The organism is Pseudomonas sp. 10(2024) (genome assembly GCF_045164175.1).
GTDB classification, from domain to species: Bacteria; Pseudomonadota; Gammaproteobacteria; order Pseudomonadales; family Pseudomonadaceae; genus Aquipseudomonas; species Aquipseudomonas alloputida.
In genome coordinates this window covers 5285813-5302223 of the sequence record NZ_CP174006.1, presented here as the reverse complement: position 1 = coordinate 5302223, position 16411 = coordinate 5285813, and the positions used below count along the sequence as shown (strand labels likewise).

Here is a 16411-nt window from a genome sequence, read left to right as displayed (position 1 = left end):
CATGTCTGTGCTGGCCAATATCCACCGGCAATCCACCGTTGCCGCCGCTACCGTATTCGCGGGTAAACCCGTTCCTACGTGGGCACACAACGGTGGTTGGGCGCAGGCCGTTGTAGGAGCGGGTTTACCCGCGAATGGGCCTGCACACGAAACCCCATTGCTAGACCTTGGCGCATTTCCCTGCTGCCTACGGCACAACCCTTGCTGTAAGAAGTTTCTGTAGATGCCATCAAAATAGTGGCGCCAGAAAACACGAGGGTTACACCGTGTCTGCCATCCTCTCACTGTTACGAAGCCGCCTCTTGCGGCCTGTGTTTGTTGCCCTTGGTATCGCTCTTTTGGTGCAGGTACTGGTTGCCGTTGCGCTCACCCGAAGCACGGTCACCGCTCTGGAGGCCGACCTTGGCGAACGGCTGGGTAATGACAGCCGCCAACTCGCAAGCGATCTGGAGCAAGCCGGGCAAGATGTGCGCTCTGGGCTCGACGGCCTGTCCAGCAGTACCCGTCAGCGCCTGAGCGCAGGGTTGTCGGAGCGCCTGCAAAGCGAACAGCAGCAACTGCGCAGCACCCTGGAAAAGAACCTCAAGGATTCCGCCAACGACATGGCCGAACTGCTGGCTTCGGTTGCCCCGCGGGCGATCTGGGACAACGATGTGCCAGTGCTCTCGGATTTCGCACGACGCGCTCAGCGCAACCCGAACGTGCTGTTCGTGGTGTACGACGACGCTCAGGGTCAGCACCTGACTCGCTACCTCAACCGGCAAAACCCGATCAACCAGGCTTTGATGGAAAAGGGCCAGGGCGAGCGTGCGCTGGACAAGGTGATTGATGCTGCCCGGCGTGACCCGGCGGTGTACTTCGTCGAAGCCTCGATCAGCCCCAATGGCACGGAAATCGGTAAGGTGGTGATGGGGGTTTCCACTGCCGGCATCGACCATGAGCTAAAGGCGCTGGACCAGCGCTTCGCGGCGCTGATCGCTAGCGGAGAGCAGTTGGTTGGCGACAGCCTGGTCGGAGCTGCTGCCGATAGCGGCAAGACCCTGCGTGAGCGCCTTGAGAAGGCGCAGGGCAGTGCTGCCGCCATGCAGGCCAATACCGCGCAAACCGTGCGCGATGCCGCTGCAGAGCTGCGCTGGCGTATCGGTCTGGGCCTGGTGCTGGTCGGCCTCGGGGTGCTGGTAGTGGTGGCTTTGGTGCTAGGCCGCCGGGTACTGAGCAAGCTGCGCCTGTTGATTGCCGCTCTCGATGACCTGGCGGCCGGCGAAGGTGACTTGACCAAGCGCGTGCCGCTCGACAGCCGAGATGAAATCGGCGACATGGCCTCGGCAGTGAACCGCTTTGTCGACAAGTTGCAGCCGATTGTGCGCGAAGCCGGCGAGGTGGCGCAGCGCACGGGTGTGGAGATTGGCGCGATGGCCCAGCGCAACGCTGGCGCAGATGCTGCCGCCGCATTGCAGCGCGATGAAGTGGCCGCCAGCCTGCGCGACCTGTCGAGCATGGCTGATGAAGCACAAGCCGAAAGTCATGCGATGCAGGCGGCGTTGCAGCAAGTGGTGGATATCCGCCAGGCGACCGATGAAAACAGCCGCACCTCGACCCAGCTTGCCGGTTTGATCGAGAACCTGGCTGGGCAGGTGGATGCCGGCTCCCAGGTGATCGAGCGCCTGGCCAAGCAGAGCGAGCAGATCGAAGTGGTGCTGACGGTGATCCACGGTATCGCCGAGCAGACCAACCTGTTGGCCTTGAACGCCGCCATCGAGGCGGCCCGTGCTGGCGAAACCGGGCGCGGCTTTGCCGTGGTGGCCGACGAGGTGCGCGCGCTGGCGAGCAAGACGCAAAGCTCTACGGGCGATATCCAGGCGCACATCGCAGCATTGCAGAAGGGCGCCAAGGAAGCTGTGGCCACCATCAGCCAGGCTGGGCTCAAGGCTAGCGAAGGCTTGCTGGTGCTGCGTGACAACGAGCGTCGGCAGCAGTCAGTGCAGGCGGCGGTGGAGCAGGTGCATGCGGCCATTGGCTTGGCTACCCGTGCGGCCGAGCAGCAGGCGAATGGCGCGCAGGCGGTGCGTGGGCGGGTGGAGACTATCCATGCTCAGGCTGAGCGTTCGGCTGAGGTGGTGATGCAGACTACGGCCAGCAGCAAGGTGCTGGATGATCTGGCGGCGCAGCTGCGGGCCAGCCTGGGCCAGTTCAGGGCCTGAATCCTGCGCGGTCTCTTGTGAGAGCAATTGTCTTGCTCAATTTCTAAAAGCTGGCGCGATCCCTGTGGGAGATCACCCAGCCCTTCCGGGCTGCGCTGTCGCGCAGCAAACATGAGGTGTACGGCTTCAGATCCGCAGCGACGCTGACATTTTGAAAAAGAAAAGGCGGTTGGCCCGGTAGGGCCAGCCGCCTTTTGCTTTGTTAGGGTTCGTGTGCGCGGGACAGAGATCGTAGCCAGCACTGGTGTGTGTCCGCACACCCGCGTGGGAGAGTGATCCGCACGGTATCGGCGTGAAGTCCCTGTAGGCATTAGCTGATTCAGCTGTGACCACGTATGAGAGAGTGAACCCTTTCGCCACCGTGTGCCCCGCGCGCCCTTTATCCTGCGAGGATTCATCATGGCGCGCAAGCCTTCCAAGCAACGCTTTACCGTCGTCCATCCCGATTGCGCGGCGATCGATGTCGGTGGTCGAGAGCATTTCGTGGCGGTCGATCCCCGGCACGAAAATCCCGTCCAGTCGTTCACGTCCTTTACTGACGACCTGCTCAAGATGGCTAACTGGCTTGAAAGCCTGGGGATCAAGGTCGTTGCCATGGAATCCACGGGAGTTTATTGGATTCCAATTTACGAGATTCTCAGCGAGCGCGGTTTTGAGGTTTATCTCGTCAATGCCAGAGCAACTCGACAAATCACGGGCCGTAAATCAGATGTGCTGGATTGCCAGTGGATTTGGCAGCTGATGACTCATGGACTGCTCAGAGGCGCATTCCGCCCCGATGATCTGACCTGCTGCGTCCGGTCATTGGTCAGGCAGCGTGCTTCCAAAGTGAAAGACCAGGCGCAGACGCTGAACCGGATGCAAAAGGCCATGAGCCAAATGAACATCCAGCTGGCCAATGTCATCAGTGATATTTCCGGCGTAACTGGCATGAAGATTTTGCGAGCCATCTGCGCAGGTGAACGGGACCCATCGCAATTGGCTGAACTAACCGACCGCCGCATCAAGGCAGGCAAGGAGGCTGTCGCTCGGAGTCTTCATGGCAATTGGCGGCGCGAGCATTTGCATGCGCTAACTCAGGAATTGGCTGCCTATGACTTCCTGGAGCAGCAAATTGCTGATTGTGACGACGCCATAAAATCCGCGCTAGAGCAGTTGCCGGTGCTGCAAAACAAGCCAGAGCCATCCAATAAGCCTTTACGGAGCCCACACCGAAACGGTGCCCAACAGACTGAATTGCATCAGACATTGTGGAAAGTTCTTGGCGTGGACCTAACCGCAATTCCAACCATTGGGGTGGACACTGCATTAGTGCTGGGAGGGGAGATCGGTACAGATCTATCACGATTCCCGTCCTCACAGCACTTCTGCTCTTGGTTGGGACTGGCTCCCCCTACCCGAATTTCCGGCGGTCATCGACTGGCAGGTGGCGGGCCCAAAATAGTCAATCGAGCAGCTCAAGCACTCAAGCAGGCTGCATCCAATGCCCGTAACGACAAGGGTTTCATTGGCGCATCGCACCGAGCCAGACTGACTCGAATGGATACCAGCTGCGCCATCAAAGCCACTGCGCATCAGTTGGCACGTCTGGTGTACAACCTGTTAACCAAGAAGCAGGCTTATGTTGAACAAGGTCTTGAGGAGTTCGAAGCCAGAAGCCAAGACCGGCAGGTCCGGGCTTTGCTTCGCAAAGCCCGGAAACTGGGGTATCAACTGGTGGCCGCCTGAGTGCTTAGAAAACAATGGGTTGCATTTTGTTTGATGAGAGCGGGCTTGCCCGCGAACACGGGCGAAGCCCGTGCCATCCACCACGGTGTTGCTATGCTGTCGGCGACACATGGCAAAAGGAGTTGCTAATGTCCGCCCAACTAATCGCCGCCCAGGCCGACCTGAATTTCCTGCACAGTGACAGCGTAAAGCTCACTGACCCGATGACCGCCCTGCAAGCCTACTGCGCTATGACCTCGGACGTCCCCTACTGGCTGGCCCGGGCCTTCCGCATTCGCGACTTCATCTCACGCCGTTTCAATGTCGCCGATATCCACGGCTTCACTCGCGGCGATCCAACGCATGTGCCAGTCGTCGGTGAGCGCCTGGACTTCTTCACTGTCGAGGCCATCAGCGACCAGCAACTGGTCCTGACCTCGCGTGACACGCACCTGGCTGTGATGGTGAGCGTAGATCTAGATGGGCAGTGGGAAGGGTGTCAGCGCTTGAGCGTGACCACCTCGGTGCAGTGCTTCAACACCTTCGGCCGGCTTTACATGTTGCCGGTCGGCAAGGCCCATGGGCCAATTGTGCGGCGCATGCTGCGTAACATCTGATGGCCTGATCACCGGCAAGCCCCCACAGGTACAGCGCAGGCCCTGAGACCGGTGCTGTACCTGAGGGCAAGCCCGCGAAGAAGTTCATGCCTTGTTCAGATACATCCGCGTAGTGAGCAGATATACCGGCAACCCCGAGACCACGATCAGCAATGCCGCATACGGCGCCGCCGCCGCGAACTCGACATTGGCCGTATGCGCCCACACTTCGGTGGCCAGGGTGGTCATGCCGGTCGGGCTGAGCAGCAGGGTAGCCGTCAGCTCCTTCATGGCATCCAGGAACACCAGCGCAAAGGCCGCTGCCATGGCCGGGAAGATGATCGGCAAGGTCACCCGGCAGAATGCGGCAAAGCTACTGGCGCCAAGGGTGCGCGCAGCTTCTTCCAGCGTTGGTGAGGCCTTGTTCAGTGCGGTGCGCACCGGCGACTGGGCCAGCGGCAGGAACAGCAGTGCATAGGCCAGCAGCAATAGTGCCGTGGTCTGGTACAGCGCCGGCACGTAGTGCAGGGCGAAGAACACCAACGTCAGGGCAATCACCAGGCCGGGCAGGGCGTGCAGCAGATAGGGCAGACGCTCAGCCCAAATCGCCAGGCGGCCTTTGTAGCGCACCACCAGGAAGCTGATAGGCAGAGCCAGCAGCACACAGAAGCCGGCACCGCCCAGCGACACCGACAGCGAGGTGAACAACGCCTTCGAGATGGCCGCCACCGGGAATGCCGCCGACGAACCCACGCTCAGCCAGTAACCGAGCATCGCCAGCGGAATGCCGCTGCCCAGCACCGCCAGGCCCACGCAGAACAGTTGCGCCAGCACCGCCCAGCCGCGCAGCCGCACCGGTTGCGCACGGCGTGCTACGCCCTGGCCGATGCGTACATGGCGGGCTTTGCCGCGCACCCGCAGTTCCAGCCACAGCATTGCCAGGCACATCGCCAGCAGCACGGCAGACAGCATGGCCGCGTTGGCGTTGCTGAACTCCAGTTCGAACTGCTGGTAGATCGCCGTGGTAAAGGTTTGCAGGCCGAGTATCGACAGCGCGCCAAACTCCACCAGCATATGCAGGGCAATCAGTAGCGCACCGCCGAGCATCGACGGCCACAGCAGTGGCAGGGTGACTTTGCTGAACACGCCCCAGCGGCTGCAACCCAGAGTGCGTGCCGACTCCTCCAGCGAGGTGTCGAGGTTGCGCAGGGTCGCAGCAACGGGCAGGAACACCAGCGGGTACTTGGACAGGGCCATGACCATGATCGCGCCACCCAGGCCTTCAAAGTCCGAACTTAGCGACACCCAGGTGAAGCTGCTGACGAACGACGGCACGGCGAATGGCAGGCATAGCACCACGCCCCACAACCGGCGGCCGGCCAGGTTGCTGCGCTCCAGCAGCCAGGCCAGTGCCAGGCCGACCACCATGCAGGTCAGCGTCACCCCGACCATCAGCAGCAGGGTGTTGCGCATCAGCCCCCAGACAAAGGGCCGCCACAGCAGGTGCAAGGCTTCGCGCCAGCCGGCTTCCCAGGCTTTGATGGCGACATAAGCCAGTGGCAGCAAGCTCATTGCCACTAGGAACAGCACAGGCAGCACTACCCAGATGGAAGGGCGCTTGCGGCGCGGTACGAAGCGTACCGGCACCGGTTCGGACAGGGCGGCAGTCATCAGAGCAGGCCGACCTCACGCTCAAGTTCGATGGCTTCCTCGGCATTGCCCAGGTCAGCTGGCGAGATCTTCGGCGGGCGCAGCTCGTCGAACGGTTTCAGGCCGCGGTCAGAAACCATGCCCTTGTGCAGCGGGTACTCGGCGGTGGTCTGGGTGATCACGCGCTGGCCTTCTTCGCTGGCCATCCAGTTGAGCAGGGCCTGGGCTTCTTTCGGGTGTTTGCTGGCCTTGACCACGCCTGCGCCGGAGATAGTGACCAGGTTGCCAGCATCGCCGTCGGCCAGGTAATAGAGCTTGGTGTCCAGCTTGCCGCGTTCGCGTTCAAGCGCGTACCAGTAGTAGTTGTTGACCAATACTGCAGCCACTTCACCTTTTTCCACAGCTTTGAGGGCAACCATGTTGTTGGTGTAGGTCTTGCCGAAGGCTTTCAGGCCGGTCAACCATTCTTCGGTGGCTTCGCGCCCGTGCATCTTCAGAATGGCCACGGCCTGCTCCTGGAACGCACCGCTGGTAGGGACGTAGCCGACGCGGCCTTCCCACTCAGGGTTGGCGAAGTCCATCACCGTGGTCGGCAGGTCTTTCTCGTCGACTTTCTTCGGGTTGTACACCACGATGCGCGTACGGGCGGTGATACCCATCCAGGTGCCGTTCGCGCCAACGTACTCCTTGGGCATCATGTTCAGCGTGGCGTCGTCAATCTTGGCCAGCAGGCCCAGCTCGCCCAGGTTGTTCAGGGGCGGGGACTCTTCGGTATAGATGATGTCGGCCGGCGAACGATCACCTTCCTCGATGATCTGGCTGGCCAGCTGGTTGCTGCTGCCTTTGCGGATGTCGATGTGAATGCCGGTCTTGGCCTCATAGGCCTTGGCAATGGCTTCACCAATTTCCTTGTGCTGACCGTTGTACATGGTCAGCGTGACCGGTGCGTCTGCCATGGCGGCCGGAGCGCCGATGACCAGGCTCAGCACTGCGGCGGCCAGGGTACGCATCAGCGGTTGCGGGCGGATCGTCATGCGGGTACTTCCTCGCTTACGGCTACATATTTGGAAACAATGGTAAACGAAATTGTTTCTCAAGTGGCCGGGTGACGAGAAATTCATGGTCAGACCATGGTGCAAGGGGGGGGGGCTGGGCGTGTGTTGACTGTACGGGCCTCTTCGCGGGTGAACCCGCTCCTTGTATGTTGTCCTTAGCCTGGCGGGAGAGGTTATTCTCGTCAGGCTGAAGAAGCACTTCCGGGGAGGCCGATCGCTCCTAAAGGCAGGGATTACCCCTGACCTTGTACGTAGAGAGGCCCCCCGCCTCATTGCCCACTGCGAAGAGTATCGAGAAGCCGACAAGTCGGACTTCGCATTACAAGGTTGCAGCAGCATGAAGTTCGAGGTCGGGGAACCGGAGGCCATTGTTACCTAACTCGCTGGGGAGAGGGAAGAATGAGTGTCTGTGTTGGCCTCGATATCGGCTCACGCACTTCGATCGTCGGGGTACGTAAAGATGGGCGTCCGGCCGGACAGTGGGATATCGCTCAAACCCCTGCAGGCCGTAAGGCTGCGGTGAAAAAGCTGCTGGCACTCAAGCCCAAGTCGATCGTGATGGAGGCGACCGGAATCTATTACCTAGACTTGGCTCTTGAGCTACATGCGGCTGACCTCCCTGTTTCAGTGATCAACCCCAAGAGCTTTCACAATTTCGCCAAACTGATGCTGGTGAACAGCAAGACCGATGCAATAGATGCTCAGTTGCTGTCCGAGTACGGCGAGCGTATGACACCGCGCTTGTGGACGCCTCCAAGCCCTGTGCAGCTTGAGCTGAGGGCTCTGGGCCGGCACATCAACCGTTTGGTGGGACACCGTACCAGGGCGAAGAACGAACTTCATGCGCTGCAGGCGACCTCTACGACCGTGTCGATGCTGATCGAAGATCAAGAAGAAGCCATTGCTTCACTGGATAATCGAATTGAACGCTTTCGTAAGGCTGGCCGCGAGATGGTCGCCCAGTGTCCGACGCTTACTCGGCAGTACAAGCAGCTGCTCGCAGGCCCAGGAATAGGAGAAGTCTCAGCACTTGCTGCATTGGCTGAGCTGACCACCCTTCCTCAAATGCTCAAGTCCTCGCAGGTAGCTCGTCACGCGGGGCTGGATGTTCGGCAGACACAGTCGGGGACGAGCATTGACAAGCCCGGTCGGCTCGGCAAAAGCGGGAATGCTTATCTGCGGGCAGCCATGTACATGCCTGCCTTGACCGCAGTGCGCTGCGACCCTTATGCGAAGGCTTTTTACGAATCCCTGGTCAGTAGGGGCAAGAAAAAAATGCAGGCTATCGCTGCTGTCATGCGCAAGTATCTGACAGGCATCTGGGCATGCATGCGTGGGGATGTGCCATTTGATACGGTGAAGCTTTTCAGCTCTGAACACCTCGGAAAAGCTTGACCGCCAACAGAGTATCTACGACGTGCGCGTATTGGGGGAGGGGGCACAAAAATCGCAGGCAAGAAAAAACCCACTAGCAAGCTAGTGGGTTTTTTGTATGGTGCCCAGGAGAAGACTCGAACTTCCACGACCTTGCGGTCACTGATACCTGAAACCAGCGCGTCTACCAATTCCGCCACCTGGGCAAAGCTTTACATCATCTGCAGAAGGCGACTATCGTTCGCTTTCACACAGTAGTAACAGATCCTTGGTCATCTGCTACTTGAAAATACTTGGTGCCCAGGAGAAGACTCGAACTTCCACGACCTTGCGGTCACTGATACCTGAAACCAGCGCGTCTACCAATTCCGCCACCTGGGCACACATTCGAGGTTACTTGATGCTTTACAGCGTCGTTCATCTCTACTACAACTTCGGGGTTGTCCGTCGTTGTGGTGCGCACTATACGGACGCTCCTCAAGGCTGTAAAGCCCCTAATCGAAAAAAAATTCAAAAAATTCAACTTGTTGATTCCACAAGCCTATTTCTGCTGTTTATGCACTGCAGCGGGGGCTGTCCAAGGCAGACATTTCCGGTTTCAATACGCCTATGCCAGAATTCCTATCTATATACCCCAAGGTGAACCCCTTCTGATGGCCGATTGGCAATCCCTCGATCCCGAGGCCGCTCGCGAAGCGGAAAAATACGACAACCCCATTCCCAGCCGTGAGCTGATCCTGCAGCGTCTCGCCGACCGAGGCGAACCTGCTGCCCGCGAGGAGCTGGCAAAAGAGTTCGGTCTGTATGAAGAAGACCAGATCGAAGCCCTGCGCCGCCGCCTGCGTGCCATGGAGCGCGATGGCCAGCTTATCTATACCCGGCGCGGCACTTATGCCCCGGTAGACAAGCTGGACCTGATCTGTGGTCGCGTCTCCGGCCACCGCGACGGCTTCGGCTTCCTTATTCCCGATGACGGCAGCGAAGACCTGTTCCTCAGCCCGTCGCAGATGCGACTGGTGTTCGACGGCGACCGTGGCCTGGCCCGCGTCTCCGGTGTGGACCGCCGTGGTCGCCGTGAAGGCGTGCTGGTCGAAGTCATCTCCCGTGCCCATGAAAGCGTGGTCGGCCGCTATTTCGAAGAGGGCGGCATCGGCTACGTGACCCCGGACAACCCGAAGATCCAGCAGGAAGTGCTGGTGACCGCCGGGCGCAACGGCGGTGCCAAGATCGGCCAGTTCGTCGAGATCAAGATCACCCACTGGCCAACGCCACGCTTCCAGCCGCAAGGCGATGTGGTCGAAGTCATCGGCAACTACATGGCGCCGGGCATGGAAATCGACGTTGCCCTGCGCAGCTACGACATTCCGCACGTCTGGCCCAATGATGTGGTCAAGGAAGCACGCAAGTTCCGCTCCGAAGTCGAGGAGAAGGACAAAGAGAAGCGTGTCGACCTGCGCCATCTGCCGTTCGTCACCATCGACGGTGAAGACGCCCGCGACTTCGACGATGCCGTTTATTGCGAACCGTTGGGCAAGCTGCGTCTGTTCTCCGGTGGCTGGCGTCTGTACGTGGCCATCGCTGACGTCTCCAGTTACGTGCGTCTGGGCTCTGCCCTGGATGTCGAAGCCCAGCAGCGCGGTAACTCGGTGTACTTCCCCGAGCGCGTGGTGCCGATGCTCCCCGAAGAGCTGTCCAACGGCCTGTGCTCGCTGAACCCGCATGTCGACCGGTTGGCCATGGTCTGTGAAATGACCATGAACAAAGCCGGCCAGATGGTCGACTATCAGTTCTACGAAGGCGTGATCCACTCCCATGCCCGCCTGACCTACAACAAGGTCAGCAGCATGCTCGAGCACTCGCGTACCCGTGAGGGCAAGGCGCTGCGCGAAGAGTACAAGGAGGTCGTGCCGGACCTGAAGAACCTGTACAACCTGTACAAGGTGCTGGTGGAGGCGCGCCACACCCGGGGTGCCATCGACTTCGAGACCCAGGAAACCCGCATCATCTTCGGCGAGGAGCGCAAGATCGCCGAAATCCGCCCGACCGTGCGCAACGACGCCCACAAGCTGATCGAGGAATGCATGCTGGCGGCCAACGTGGCCACCGCCGAGTTCCTGCAGAAGCACGGCGTACCGGCCCTGTACCGCGTGCACGACGGCCCGCCGCCGGAGCGCCTGGAAAAACTGCGCGCCTTCCTAGGCGAGTTGGGCCTTAGCCTGCACAAGGGCAAGGACCCGTCGCCGAAGGATTACCAGGCCCTGCTGGCGAGCATCGCCGGTCGCCCGGACTTCCACCTGATCCAGACGGTGATGCTGCGCTCGCTGAGTCAGGCCGTGTACAGCACCGAGAACAACGGCCACTTCGGCCTGAATTATGAGGCGTACACCCACTTCACCTCGCCGATCCGTCGTTACCCGGACCTGCTGGTGCATCGCGCCATCCGCAGCATCATCCGCTCCAAGGTCGATACCCCGCACGTCAAGCGTGCCGGCGCCATGAGCATTCCCAAGGCGCGTATCTACCCGTACGACGAAAACACCCTGGAGCAACTCGGCGAGCAGTGCTCGATGACCGAGCGCCGGGCCGACGAAGCCACCCGTGACGTGGTCAACTGGCTCAAGTGCGAGTTCATGAAAGACCGCGTGGGCGAGACCTTCCCGGGTGTGATCACTGCGGTGACCGGTTTCGGCCTGTTCGTCGAACTGACCGATATCTATGTAGAGGGCCTGGTGCACGTCAGTGCGTTGCCGGGTGACTACTACCACTTCGACCCGGTACACCATCGCCTGGCCGGCGAGCGCACCGGTCGCAGCTTCCGCTTGGGCGACACCATCGAAGTCAAGGTCATGCGTGTTGATCTGGATGAGCGCAAGATCGACTTCGAAGTGTCGGAAAAGACCCTCGCCGCACCGATCGGCCGCAAGCAGCGTGGCGCCGCGCCGGTTGCCGAAAAAGCCGAGCAGCAGCCGGCAACCGAAGCGAAAGCCACGCCCAAGCCGCGCAGCCGCAAAAGCGAAGCGTCCGAAGCGTACTTCCCCAAGGATGCTGTGCAGCGTAACGCTGAAGTGCGTAAAAGCCGCGAGATGAAGAAAGCGCTGATGACCGACGCACGCAGCAGTGCTGGCAGCAAATCGGAGAAAGGTGGCAAGCCGTCCGGCAAACCGACCAAGCACCGTAAAGGCCCGCCGAAGTCCGGCGCACCACGCAAAAACAAGAGCAATTCATGAGTCAGCTGGAAAAAATCTACGGCGTACACGCCGTGCAGGCATTGCTGCAGCACCATCCAAAGCGGGTCAAGCAGATCTGGCTGTCGGAAGGACGCAGCGAGCCACGCCTCGAGACCTTGCTGGCGCTGGCCGCGGAAAACCGCGTGCCGGTTGGCCAGGCCGAGCGCCGTGAGATGGATGCCTGGGTCGAAGGCGTGCACCAAGGCGTTGTAGCCGAGGTCAGTCCGAGCCAGGTGTGGGGCGAGCTGATGCTCGAAGAGCTGCTTGAGCGCACAGAAACGGCGCCGCTGATCCTGGTGCTGGACGGCGTGACCGACCCGCACAACCTCGGCGCTTGTCTGCGTACCGCGGATGCGGCCGGTGCCACGGCAGTGATCGTACCCAAGGACAAGTCCGCAACGCTGACGCCGGTTGTGCGAAAGGTGGCTTGTGGTGCGGCAGAAGTCATTCCGCTGGTGGCTGTGACCAACCTGGCGCGTACGCTTGAGAAGTTGCAGCAGCGTGGCCTGTGGGTGGTGGGTACCGCTGGCGAGGCCGAGCAGGAGATCTACCAGCAAGACCTGACCGGGCCGCTGGTGATGATCATGGGGGCGGAAGGCAAGGGCATGCGTCGGCTCACCCGTGAGCATTGCGACTTCCTGGTGAAGTTGCCGATGGCGGGTAGCGTCAGCAGCCTTAACGTGTCGGTGGCGACCGGGGTTTGCCTGTTCGAAGCCGTGCGTCAGCGCCAGGCCAAGCGCTGATTCTCAGCCTGTTCCGGCCCATTCGCGGGTAAACCCGCTCCTACAGGGTGATTGCGTTCCCTGTAGGAGCGGGTTCACCCGCGAAAGGGCCCGCAGCCTGTAAATATGTTTCAGGCTGTTCAAATATTCACCACTCACCTTGCTTGTGCGCCGCGGCTTCTCTACAATTGCGCCCCTTGCCGAGCTGGCAGGTGCTCATGTGCCTCCCCTCCGTGCAAGACATACAGTGTCATTCACTCCTTGTCTGACCAGATTCACTGGCAGACTACTAACCCGTAAGGAGCATTCATGCGTCATTACGAAATCATCTTCCTGGTTCACCCGGACCAGAGCGAACAAGTCGGCGGCATGGTTGAGCGTTACACCAAGCTGATCGAAGAAGATGGTGGCAAGATCCACCGCCTGGAAGACTGGGGCCGTCGTCAACTGGCCTACGCAATCAACAATGTTCACAAGGCTCACTACGTGATGCTGAACGTTGAGTGCACCGGCAAGGCCCTGGCCGAGCTGGAAGACAACTTCCGCTACAACGATGCCGTTATCCGTAACCTGGTCATCCGTCGCGACGAAGCCGTTACCGGCCAGTCCGAGATGCTGAAGGCTGAAGAGAACCGCAGCGAGCGCCGTGAGCGTCGCGAGCGTCCTGAGCATGCTGACTCCGCCGAAGGCGACGACAGCAATGACAGCGACTCCAGCGATAACGCTGACGAGTAATCCACGGACCTTTAGAGGAGCCTATTAAATGGCACGTTTCTTCCGTCGTCGTAAATTCTGCCGCTTCACTGCTGAAGACGTGAAAGAGATCGACTTCAAAGATCTCAACACCCTGAAAGCTTACGTATCCGAAACCGGCAAGATCGTTCCAAGCCGTATCACCGGTACCAAAGCTCGTTATCAGCGTCAGCTGGCTACCGCTATCAAGCGCGCCCGCTTCCTGGCCCTGCTGCCCTACACCGACAGCCACGGCCGCTGAGACCGGGTCGTCGACAAGCAGTAAGGGATTAGCATGCGAGCGTTAGCAAGTTTCATCATGCGCGGTCGTGTGCAGGCCACCCTCGTGGTGGTCATCAGCGCGGTACTGCCGCTGCTGTTCTGGTTGAGTGCCGCTGCCGGCAGCCTCGTGCTGCTGCGGCGTGGGTTCAAGGATGCTACATCGGTCATCGCCGGCGGCTTGCTGGCCGGGCTGGCCGTGTGGGTCATGGGCGATCCCATCACCTTTCTGGTGATTGCGGGTGCCTTGGCCTTGGCCGCCATGTTGCGTGCCGAGCACCCCTGGAGCCGGGTGTTGCTCGCCAGTGCCGTGTTCGCCGTGGCTTTCAGCCTCGTGCTTGATCTGGCGCTGGCGCAAACCTTCGATGTGCTGGCCAAGGCGTTTGCCGAAGCCATGCCGAAAATCGAAGGGCAACCGGTGCTCTCCGGTGAGCTGATCCGCCCTGTGCTGGTCGCTTCCACAGCAGTGACGGTGCAATTGTTCAGTGTGCTGGCGTTGATGCTGGCGCGCTATTGGCAGGCAGCGTTGTACAACCCTGGAGGCTTCGGTCGCGAGTTTCGCGAACTGAAGTTGCCGAAACAGACCATGGCGGTCTTGGTGGCAGTGATGGTGGTGGCGCCGTTTATCGGCCCGCAGTTCATCATCCTGGCATCGGCTTCCAGCCTGGTACTGGTGCTGGCCGGCATCGCCTTGATGCACGGGCTGGTGGCACAGGGCCGACTGGCCGGTTTCTGGCTGGTGGGGATGTACGTGACGCTACCGCTGATCATGCAGCTGATTTATCCGTTGCTGATGGTTTTGGCCATTGTCGACAGCCTGATTGATTTTCGCGGTCGCAAGTCCCCTCCGGGGAAAGACTCCGCGAACGGTGAAGGTTAAAAGTTAAGAGGTTTTACCAAATGGAACTGATCCTGCTGGAAAAAGTCGCTAACCTGGGCAACCTGGGCGACAAAGTAAAAGTTAAGGCTGGTTACGGCCGTAACTTCCTGCTGCCATTCGGCAAGGCCACCGTTGCCAACGCCGCCAACCTGGCTGCGTTCGAAGAGCGTCGTGCCGAGCTGGAAAAAGCAGCCGCTGACAAGAAAGCTTCGGCTGAAAGCCGCGCTGCCCAACTGGCCGAGCTGGAAGTGACCATCACTGCCACCGCTGGCGACGAAGGCAAGCTGTTCGGTTCGATCGGCACCCACGACATCGCTGACGCCCTGACCGCCTCCGGCGTTGAAGTGGCCAAGGCTGAAGTTCGTCTGCCGAACGGCACCATCCGTCAGGTTGGCGAATACGACGTAGCCGTGCACCTGCACAGCGACGTTGAAGCCACCGTACGCGTGGTCGTCGTAGCTGCCTAAGCTGCGCTAACTGGCTGGCTCCTTGCGAGTCAGGCGGTTAACATCGGGCACGGTCCTGTTTTCGACAGGCCGTGCCCTTTGTCTTTTTCATCCTCCAGAATTCTTTCGTGGCCATGAACGAGATCACCACCTCCGAACAGCTTGACCTGCAAACCGCAGCCCTGAAGGTACCGCCGCATTCCATCGAGGCCGAACAGGCCGTGCTCGGTGGCCTGATGCTGGACAACAATGCCTGGGAGCGGGTGCTGGACCAGGTATCGGACGGCGACTTCTACCGGCATGACCATCGGCTGATCTTCCGCGCCGTGCACAAGTTGGCCGACGCCAACCAGCCATTCGACGTGGTGACCCTGCACGAGCAGTTGGACAAGGAAGGCCTGTCCTCGCAAGTCGGCGGCTTGGCTTACCTGGCCGAGCTGGCCAAGAACACCCCTTCGGTGGCCAACATCAAGGCCTACGCCGCGATCATTCGTGAGCGGGCCACGTTGCGCCAGCTGATCAGCATCAGTACCGACATCGCCGACAACGCGTTCAACCCGCAGGGGCGCAACGCTGCCGAGATTCTCGACGATGCCGAACGGCAGATCTTCCAGATCGCCGAGGCGCGGCCTAAAACCGGCGGCCCGGTGGGCGTCAACGAGCTGTTGACCATGGCCATCGACCGCATCGATACGCTGTTCAACTCCGACAGTGACATCACCGGTATCTCCACCGGTTACACCGACCTGGACGAGAAGACCAGCGGGCTGCAGGCAGCCGACCTGATCATCGTCGCGGGTCGTCCGTCGATGGGTAAGACCACCTTCGCCATGAACCTGGTGGAAAACGCCGTACTGCGTACCGACAAGGCGGTGCTGGTGTTCTCCCTCGAGATGCCAGGTGAGTCGCTGATCATGCGTATGCTTTCGTCCCTGGGGCGTATCGACCAGACCAAGGTCCGCTCCGGCCAGCTGGACGACGACGACTGGCCGCGCCTGACCTCGGCAGTGAACCTGCTCAACGACCGAAAATTGTTCATCGACGATACGGCGGGTATCAGCCCCTCGGAAATGCGCGCGCGTACCCGCCGCCTGGCCCGTGAGCATGGTGAAATCGCCATGATCATGGTCGACTACCTGCAGCTGATGCAGATTCCGGGGTCGGCCGGTGACAACCGTACCAACGAAATTTCCGAGATTTCCCGCTCGCTCAAGGCCCTGGCCAAAGAATTCAACTGCCCGGTCATTGCCCTTTCGCAGCTGAACCGCTCGCTGGAACAGCGCCCGAACAAACGCCCGGTGAACTCCGACTTGCGTGAATCCGGTGCAATCGAGCAGGACGCCGACGTGATCATGTTCGTGTACCGCGACGAGGTGTACCACCCCGAGACCGAGCACAAGGGCGTGGCGGAAATCATCATCGGCAAACAGCGTAACGGCCCCATCGGCTTCGTGCGTTTGGCGTTTATCGGCAAGTACACCCGGTTCGAGAACTTGGCGCCGGGGATGTACAACTTTGATGATGATGAATAACCCATTGAGC

The 16411-nt window shown here is 60.3% G+C and carries 13 protein-coding genes and 2 tRNA genes; 11 read left to right on the top strand and 4 right to left on the bottom strand.

The window, feature by feature from the left end; genetic code table 11:
• The first annotated feature begins 266 nt into the window (after positions 1–266).
• The 3 genes from ACI7M0_RS24045 (at position 267) to ACI7M0_RS24035 (ending at position 4525) form a co-directional block, all read left to right on the top strand.
• The gene (locus ACI7M0_RS24045; protein ID WP_020193403.1) at positions 267–2201 is read left to right on the top strand and encodes a methyl-accepting chemotaxis protein; all 1935 of its coding nucleotides are present in this window, start codon (positions 267–269) and stop codon (positions 2199–2201) included.
• 399 nt (positions 2202–2600) lie between these two features.
• The gene (locus ACI7M0_RS24040; protein WP_129934048.1) at positions 2601–3929 is read left to right on the top strand and encodes an IS110-like element ISPpu9 family transposase; all 1329 of its coding nucleotides are present in this window, start codon (positions 2601–2603) and stop codon (positions 3927–3929) included.
• Between the two features lie 128 nt (positions 3930–4057).
• Complete coding sequence (locus ACI7M0_RS24035; protein ID WP_129934037.1) at positions 4058–4525, top strand: DUF2867 domain-containing protein; 468 nt, start codon at positions 4058–4060, stop codon at positions 4523–4525.
• An 84-nt stretch (positions 4526–4609) separates the two neighbouring features.
• Here ACI7M0_RS24035 and ACI7M0_RS24030 read toward each other — a convergent pair whose 3' ends face one another.
• Together ACI7M0_RS24030 and ACI7M0_RS24025 are read right to left on the bottom strand one after the other, a co-directional pair.
• On the bottom strand, positions 4610–6175 hold the full coding sequence (locus ACI7M0_RS24030) for an iron ABC transporter permease (RefSeq protein ID WP_020192088.1): 1566 nt from the start codon (positions 6173–6175) through the stop codon (positions 4610–4612).
• A complete protein-coding gene (locus ACI7M0_RS24025) occupies positions 6175–7188 on the bottom strand; it encodes an extracellular solute-binding protein (RefSeq protein WP_003249550.1) in 1014 nt (337 codons plus the stop codon). Before ACI7M0_RS24025 ends, ACI7M0_RS24030 begins: the two co-directional genes overlap by 1 nt.
• Positions 7189–7608: 420 nt before the next feature.
• Between ACI7M0_RS24025 and ACI7M0_RS24020 the strand changes: the two genes are divergently transcribed.
• The gene (locus ACI7M0_RS24020) at positions 7609–8604 is read left to right on the top strand and encodes an IS110 family transposase (RefSeq protein WP_129934054.1); all 996 of its coding nucleotides are present in this window, start codon (positions 7609–7611) and stop codon (positions 8602–8604) included.
• Between the two features lie 98 nt (positions 8605–8702).
• Here the strand turns inward: ACI7M0_RS24020 and ACI7M0_RS24015 are convergent.
• Positions 8703–8789: transfer RNA gene (locus ACI7M0_RS24015), tRNA-Leu, on the bottom strand.
• 88 nt (positions 8790–8877) lie between these two features.
• A tRNA-Leu gene (locus ACI7M0_RS24010) sits at positions 8878–8964 on the bottom strand.
• Between the two features lie 272 nt (positions 8965–9236).
• Here ACI7M0_RS24010 and rnr point away from each other — a divergent pair.
• The 7 genes from rnr to dnaB all read left to right on the top strand — a co-directional run bounded on the left by rnr (position 9237) and on the right by dnaB (position 16401).
• Positions 9237–11810 (top strand): ribonuclease R, encoded by a 2574-nt coding sequence (gene rnr, locus ACI7M0_RS24005; protein ID WP_010955474.1) that lies wholly within the window; start codon positions 9237–9239, stop codon positions 11808–11810.
• Positions 11807–12553, top strand: coding sequence for a 23S rRNA (guanosine(2251)-2'-O)-methyltransferase RlmB (gene rlmB, locus ACI7M0_RS24000; protein WP_129933868.1), 747 nt, complete (start codon positions 11807–11809; stop codon positions 12551–12553). Before rnr ends, rlmB begins: the two co-directional genes overlap by 4 nt.
• A 288-nt stretch (positions 12554–12841) precedes the next feature.
• Positions 12842–13267 (top strand): 30S ribosomal protein S6, encoded by a 426-nt coding sequence (gene rpsF / locus ACI7M0_RS23995; protein WP_003249557.1) that lies wholly within the window; start codon positions 12842–12844, stop codon positions 13265–13267.
• Between the two features lie 28 nt (positions 13268–13295).
• Positions 13296–13526, top strand: a complete 231-nt coding sequence (rpsR, locus tag ACI7M0_RS23990) for a 30S ribosomal protein S18 (protein ID WP_003249563.1) — start codon at positions 13296–13298, stop codon at positions 13524–13526.
• Positions 13527–13559: 33 nt separating this feature from the next.
• On the top strand, positions 13560–14423 hold the full coding sequence (locus ACI7M0_RS23985) for a hypothetical protein (protein WP_003249565.1): 864 nt from the start codon (positions 13560–13562) through the stop codon (positions 14421–14423).
• A 20-nt stretch (positions 14424–14443) separates the two neighbouring features.
• The gene (rplI, locus tag ACI7M0_RS23980; RefSeq protein ID WP_003249568.1) at positions 14444–14890 is read left to right on the top strand and encodes a 50S ribosomal protein L9; all 447 of its coding nucleotides are present in this window, start codon (positions 14444–14446) and stop codon (positions 14888–14890) included.
• 113 nt (positions 14891–15003) lie between these two features.
• Positions 15004–16401, top strand: a complete 1398-nt coding sequence (gene dnaB, locus ACI7M0_RS23975; protein ID WP_010955472.1) for a replicative DNA helicase — start codon at positions 15004–15006, stop codon at positions 16399–16401.
• Positions 16402–16411: the final 10 nt, after the last annotated feature.

What these genes read in the sequence shown, in the direction of transcription:
- ACI7M0_RS24040 (WP_129934048.1), top strand. Translation starts at nt 2,601, where the DNA reads ATGGCGCGCAAGCCTTCCAAGCAACGCTTTACCGTCGTCCATCCCGAT.
- ACI7M0_RS24035 (WP_129934037.1), top strand. Translation starts at nt 4,058, where the DNA reads ATGTCCGCCCAACTAATCGCCGCCCAGGCCGACCTGAATTTCCTGCAC.
- ACI7M0_RS24030 (WP_020192088.1), bottom strand. Translation starts at nt 6,175, where the DNA reads ATGACTGCCGCCCTGTCCGAACCGGTGCCGGTACGCTTCGTACCGCGC.
- ACI7M0_RS24025 (WP_003249550.1), bottom strand. Translation starts at nt 7,188, where the DNA reads ATGACGATCCGCCCGCAACCGCTGATGCGTACCCTGGCCGCCGCAGTG.
- ACI7M0_RS24020 (WP_129934054.1), top strand. Translation starts at nt 7,609, where the DNA reads ATGAGTGTCTGTGTTGGCCTCGATATCGGCTCACGCACTTCGATCGTC.
- rnr (WP_010955474.1), top strand. Translation starts at nt 9,237, where the DNA reads ATGGCCGATTGGCAATCCCTCGATCCCGAGGCCGCTCGCGAAGCGGAA.
- rlmB (WP_129933868.1), top strand. Translation starts at nt 11,807, where the DNA reads ATGAGTCAGCTGGAAAAAATCTACGGCGTACACGCCGTGCAGGCATTG.
- rpsF (WP_003249557.1), top strand. Translation starts at nt 12,842, where the DNA reads ATGCGTCATTACGAAATCATCTTCCTGGTTCACCCGGACCAGAGCGAA.
- rpsR (WP_003249563.1), top strand. Translation starts at nt 13,296, where the DNA reads ATGGCACGTTTCTTCCGTCGTCGTAAATTCTGCCGCTTCACTGCTGAA.
- ACI7M0_RS23985 (WP_003249565.1), top strand. Translation starts at nt 13,560, where the DNA reads ATGCGAGCGTTAGCAAGTTTCATCATGCGCGGTCGTGTGCAGGCCACC.
- rplI (WP_003249568.1), top strand. Translation starts at nt 14,444, where the DNA reads ATGGAACTGATCCTGCTGGAAAAAGTCGCTAACCTGGGCAACCTGGGC.
- dnaB (WP_010955472.1), top strand. Translation starts at nt 15,004, where the DNA reads ATGAACGAGATCACCACCTCCGAACAGCTTGACCTGCAAACCGCAGCC.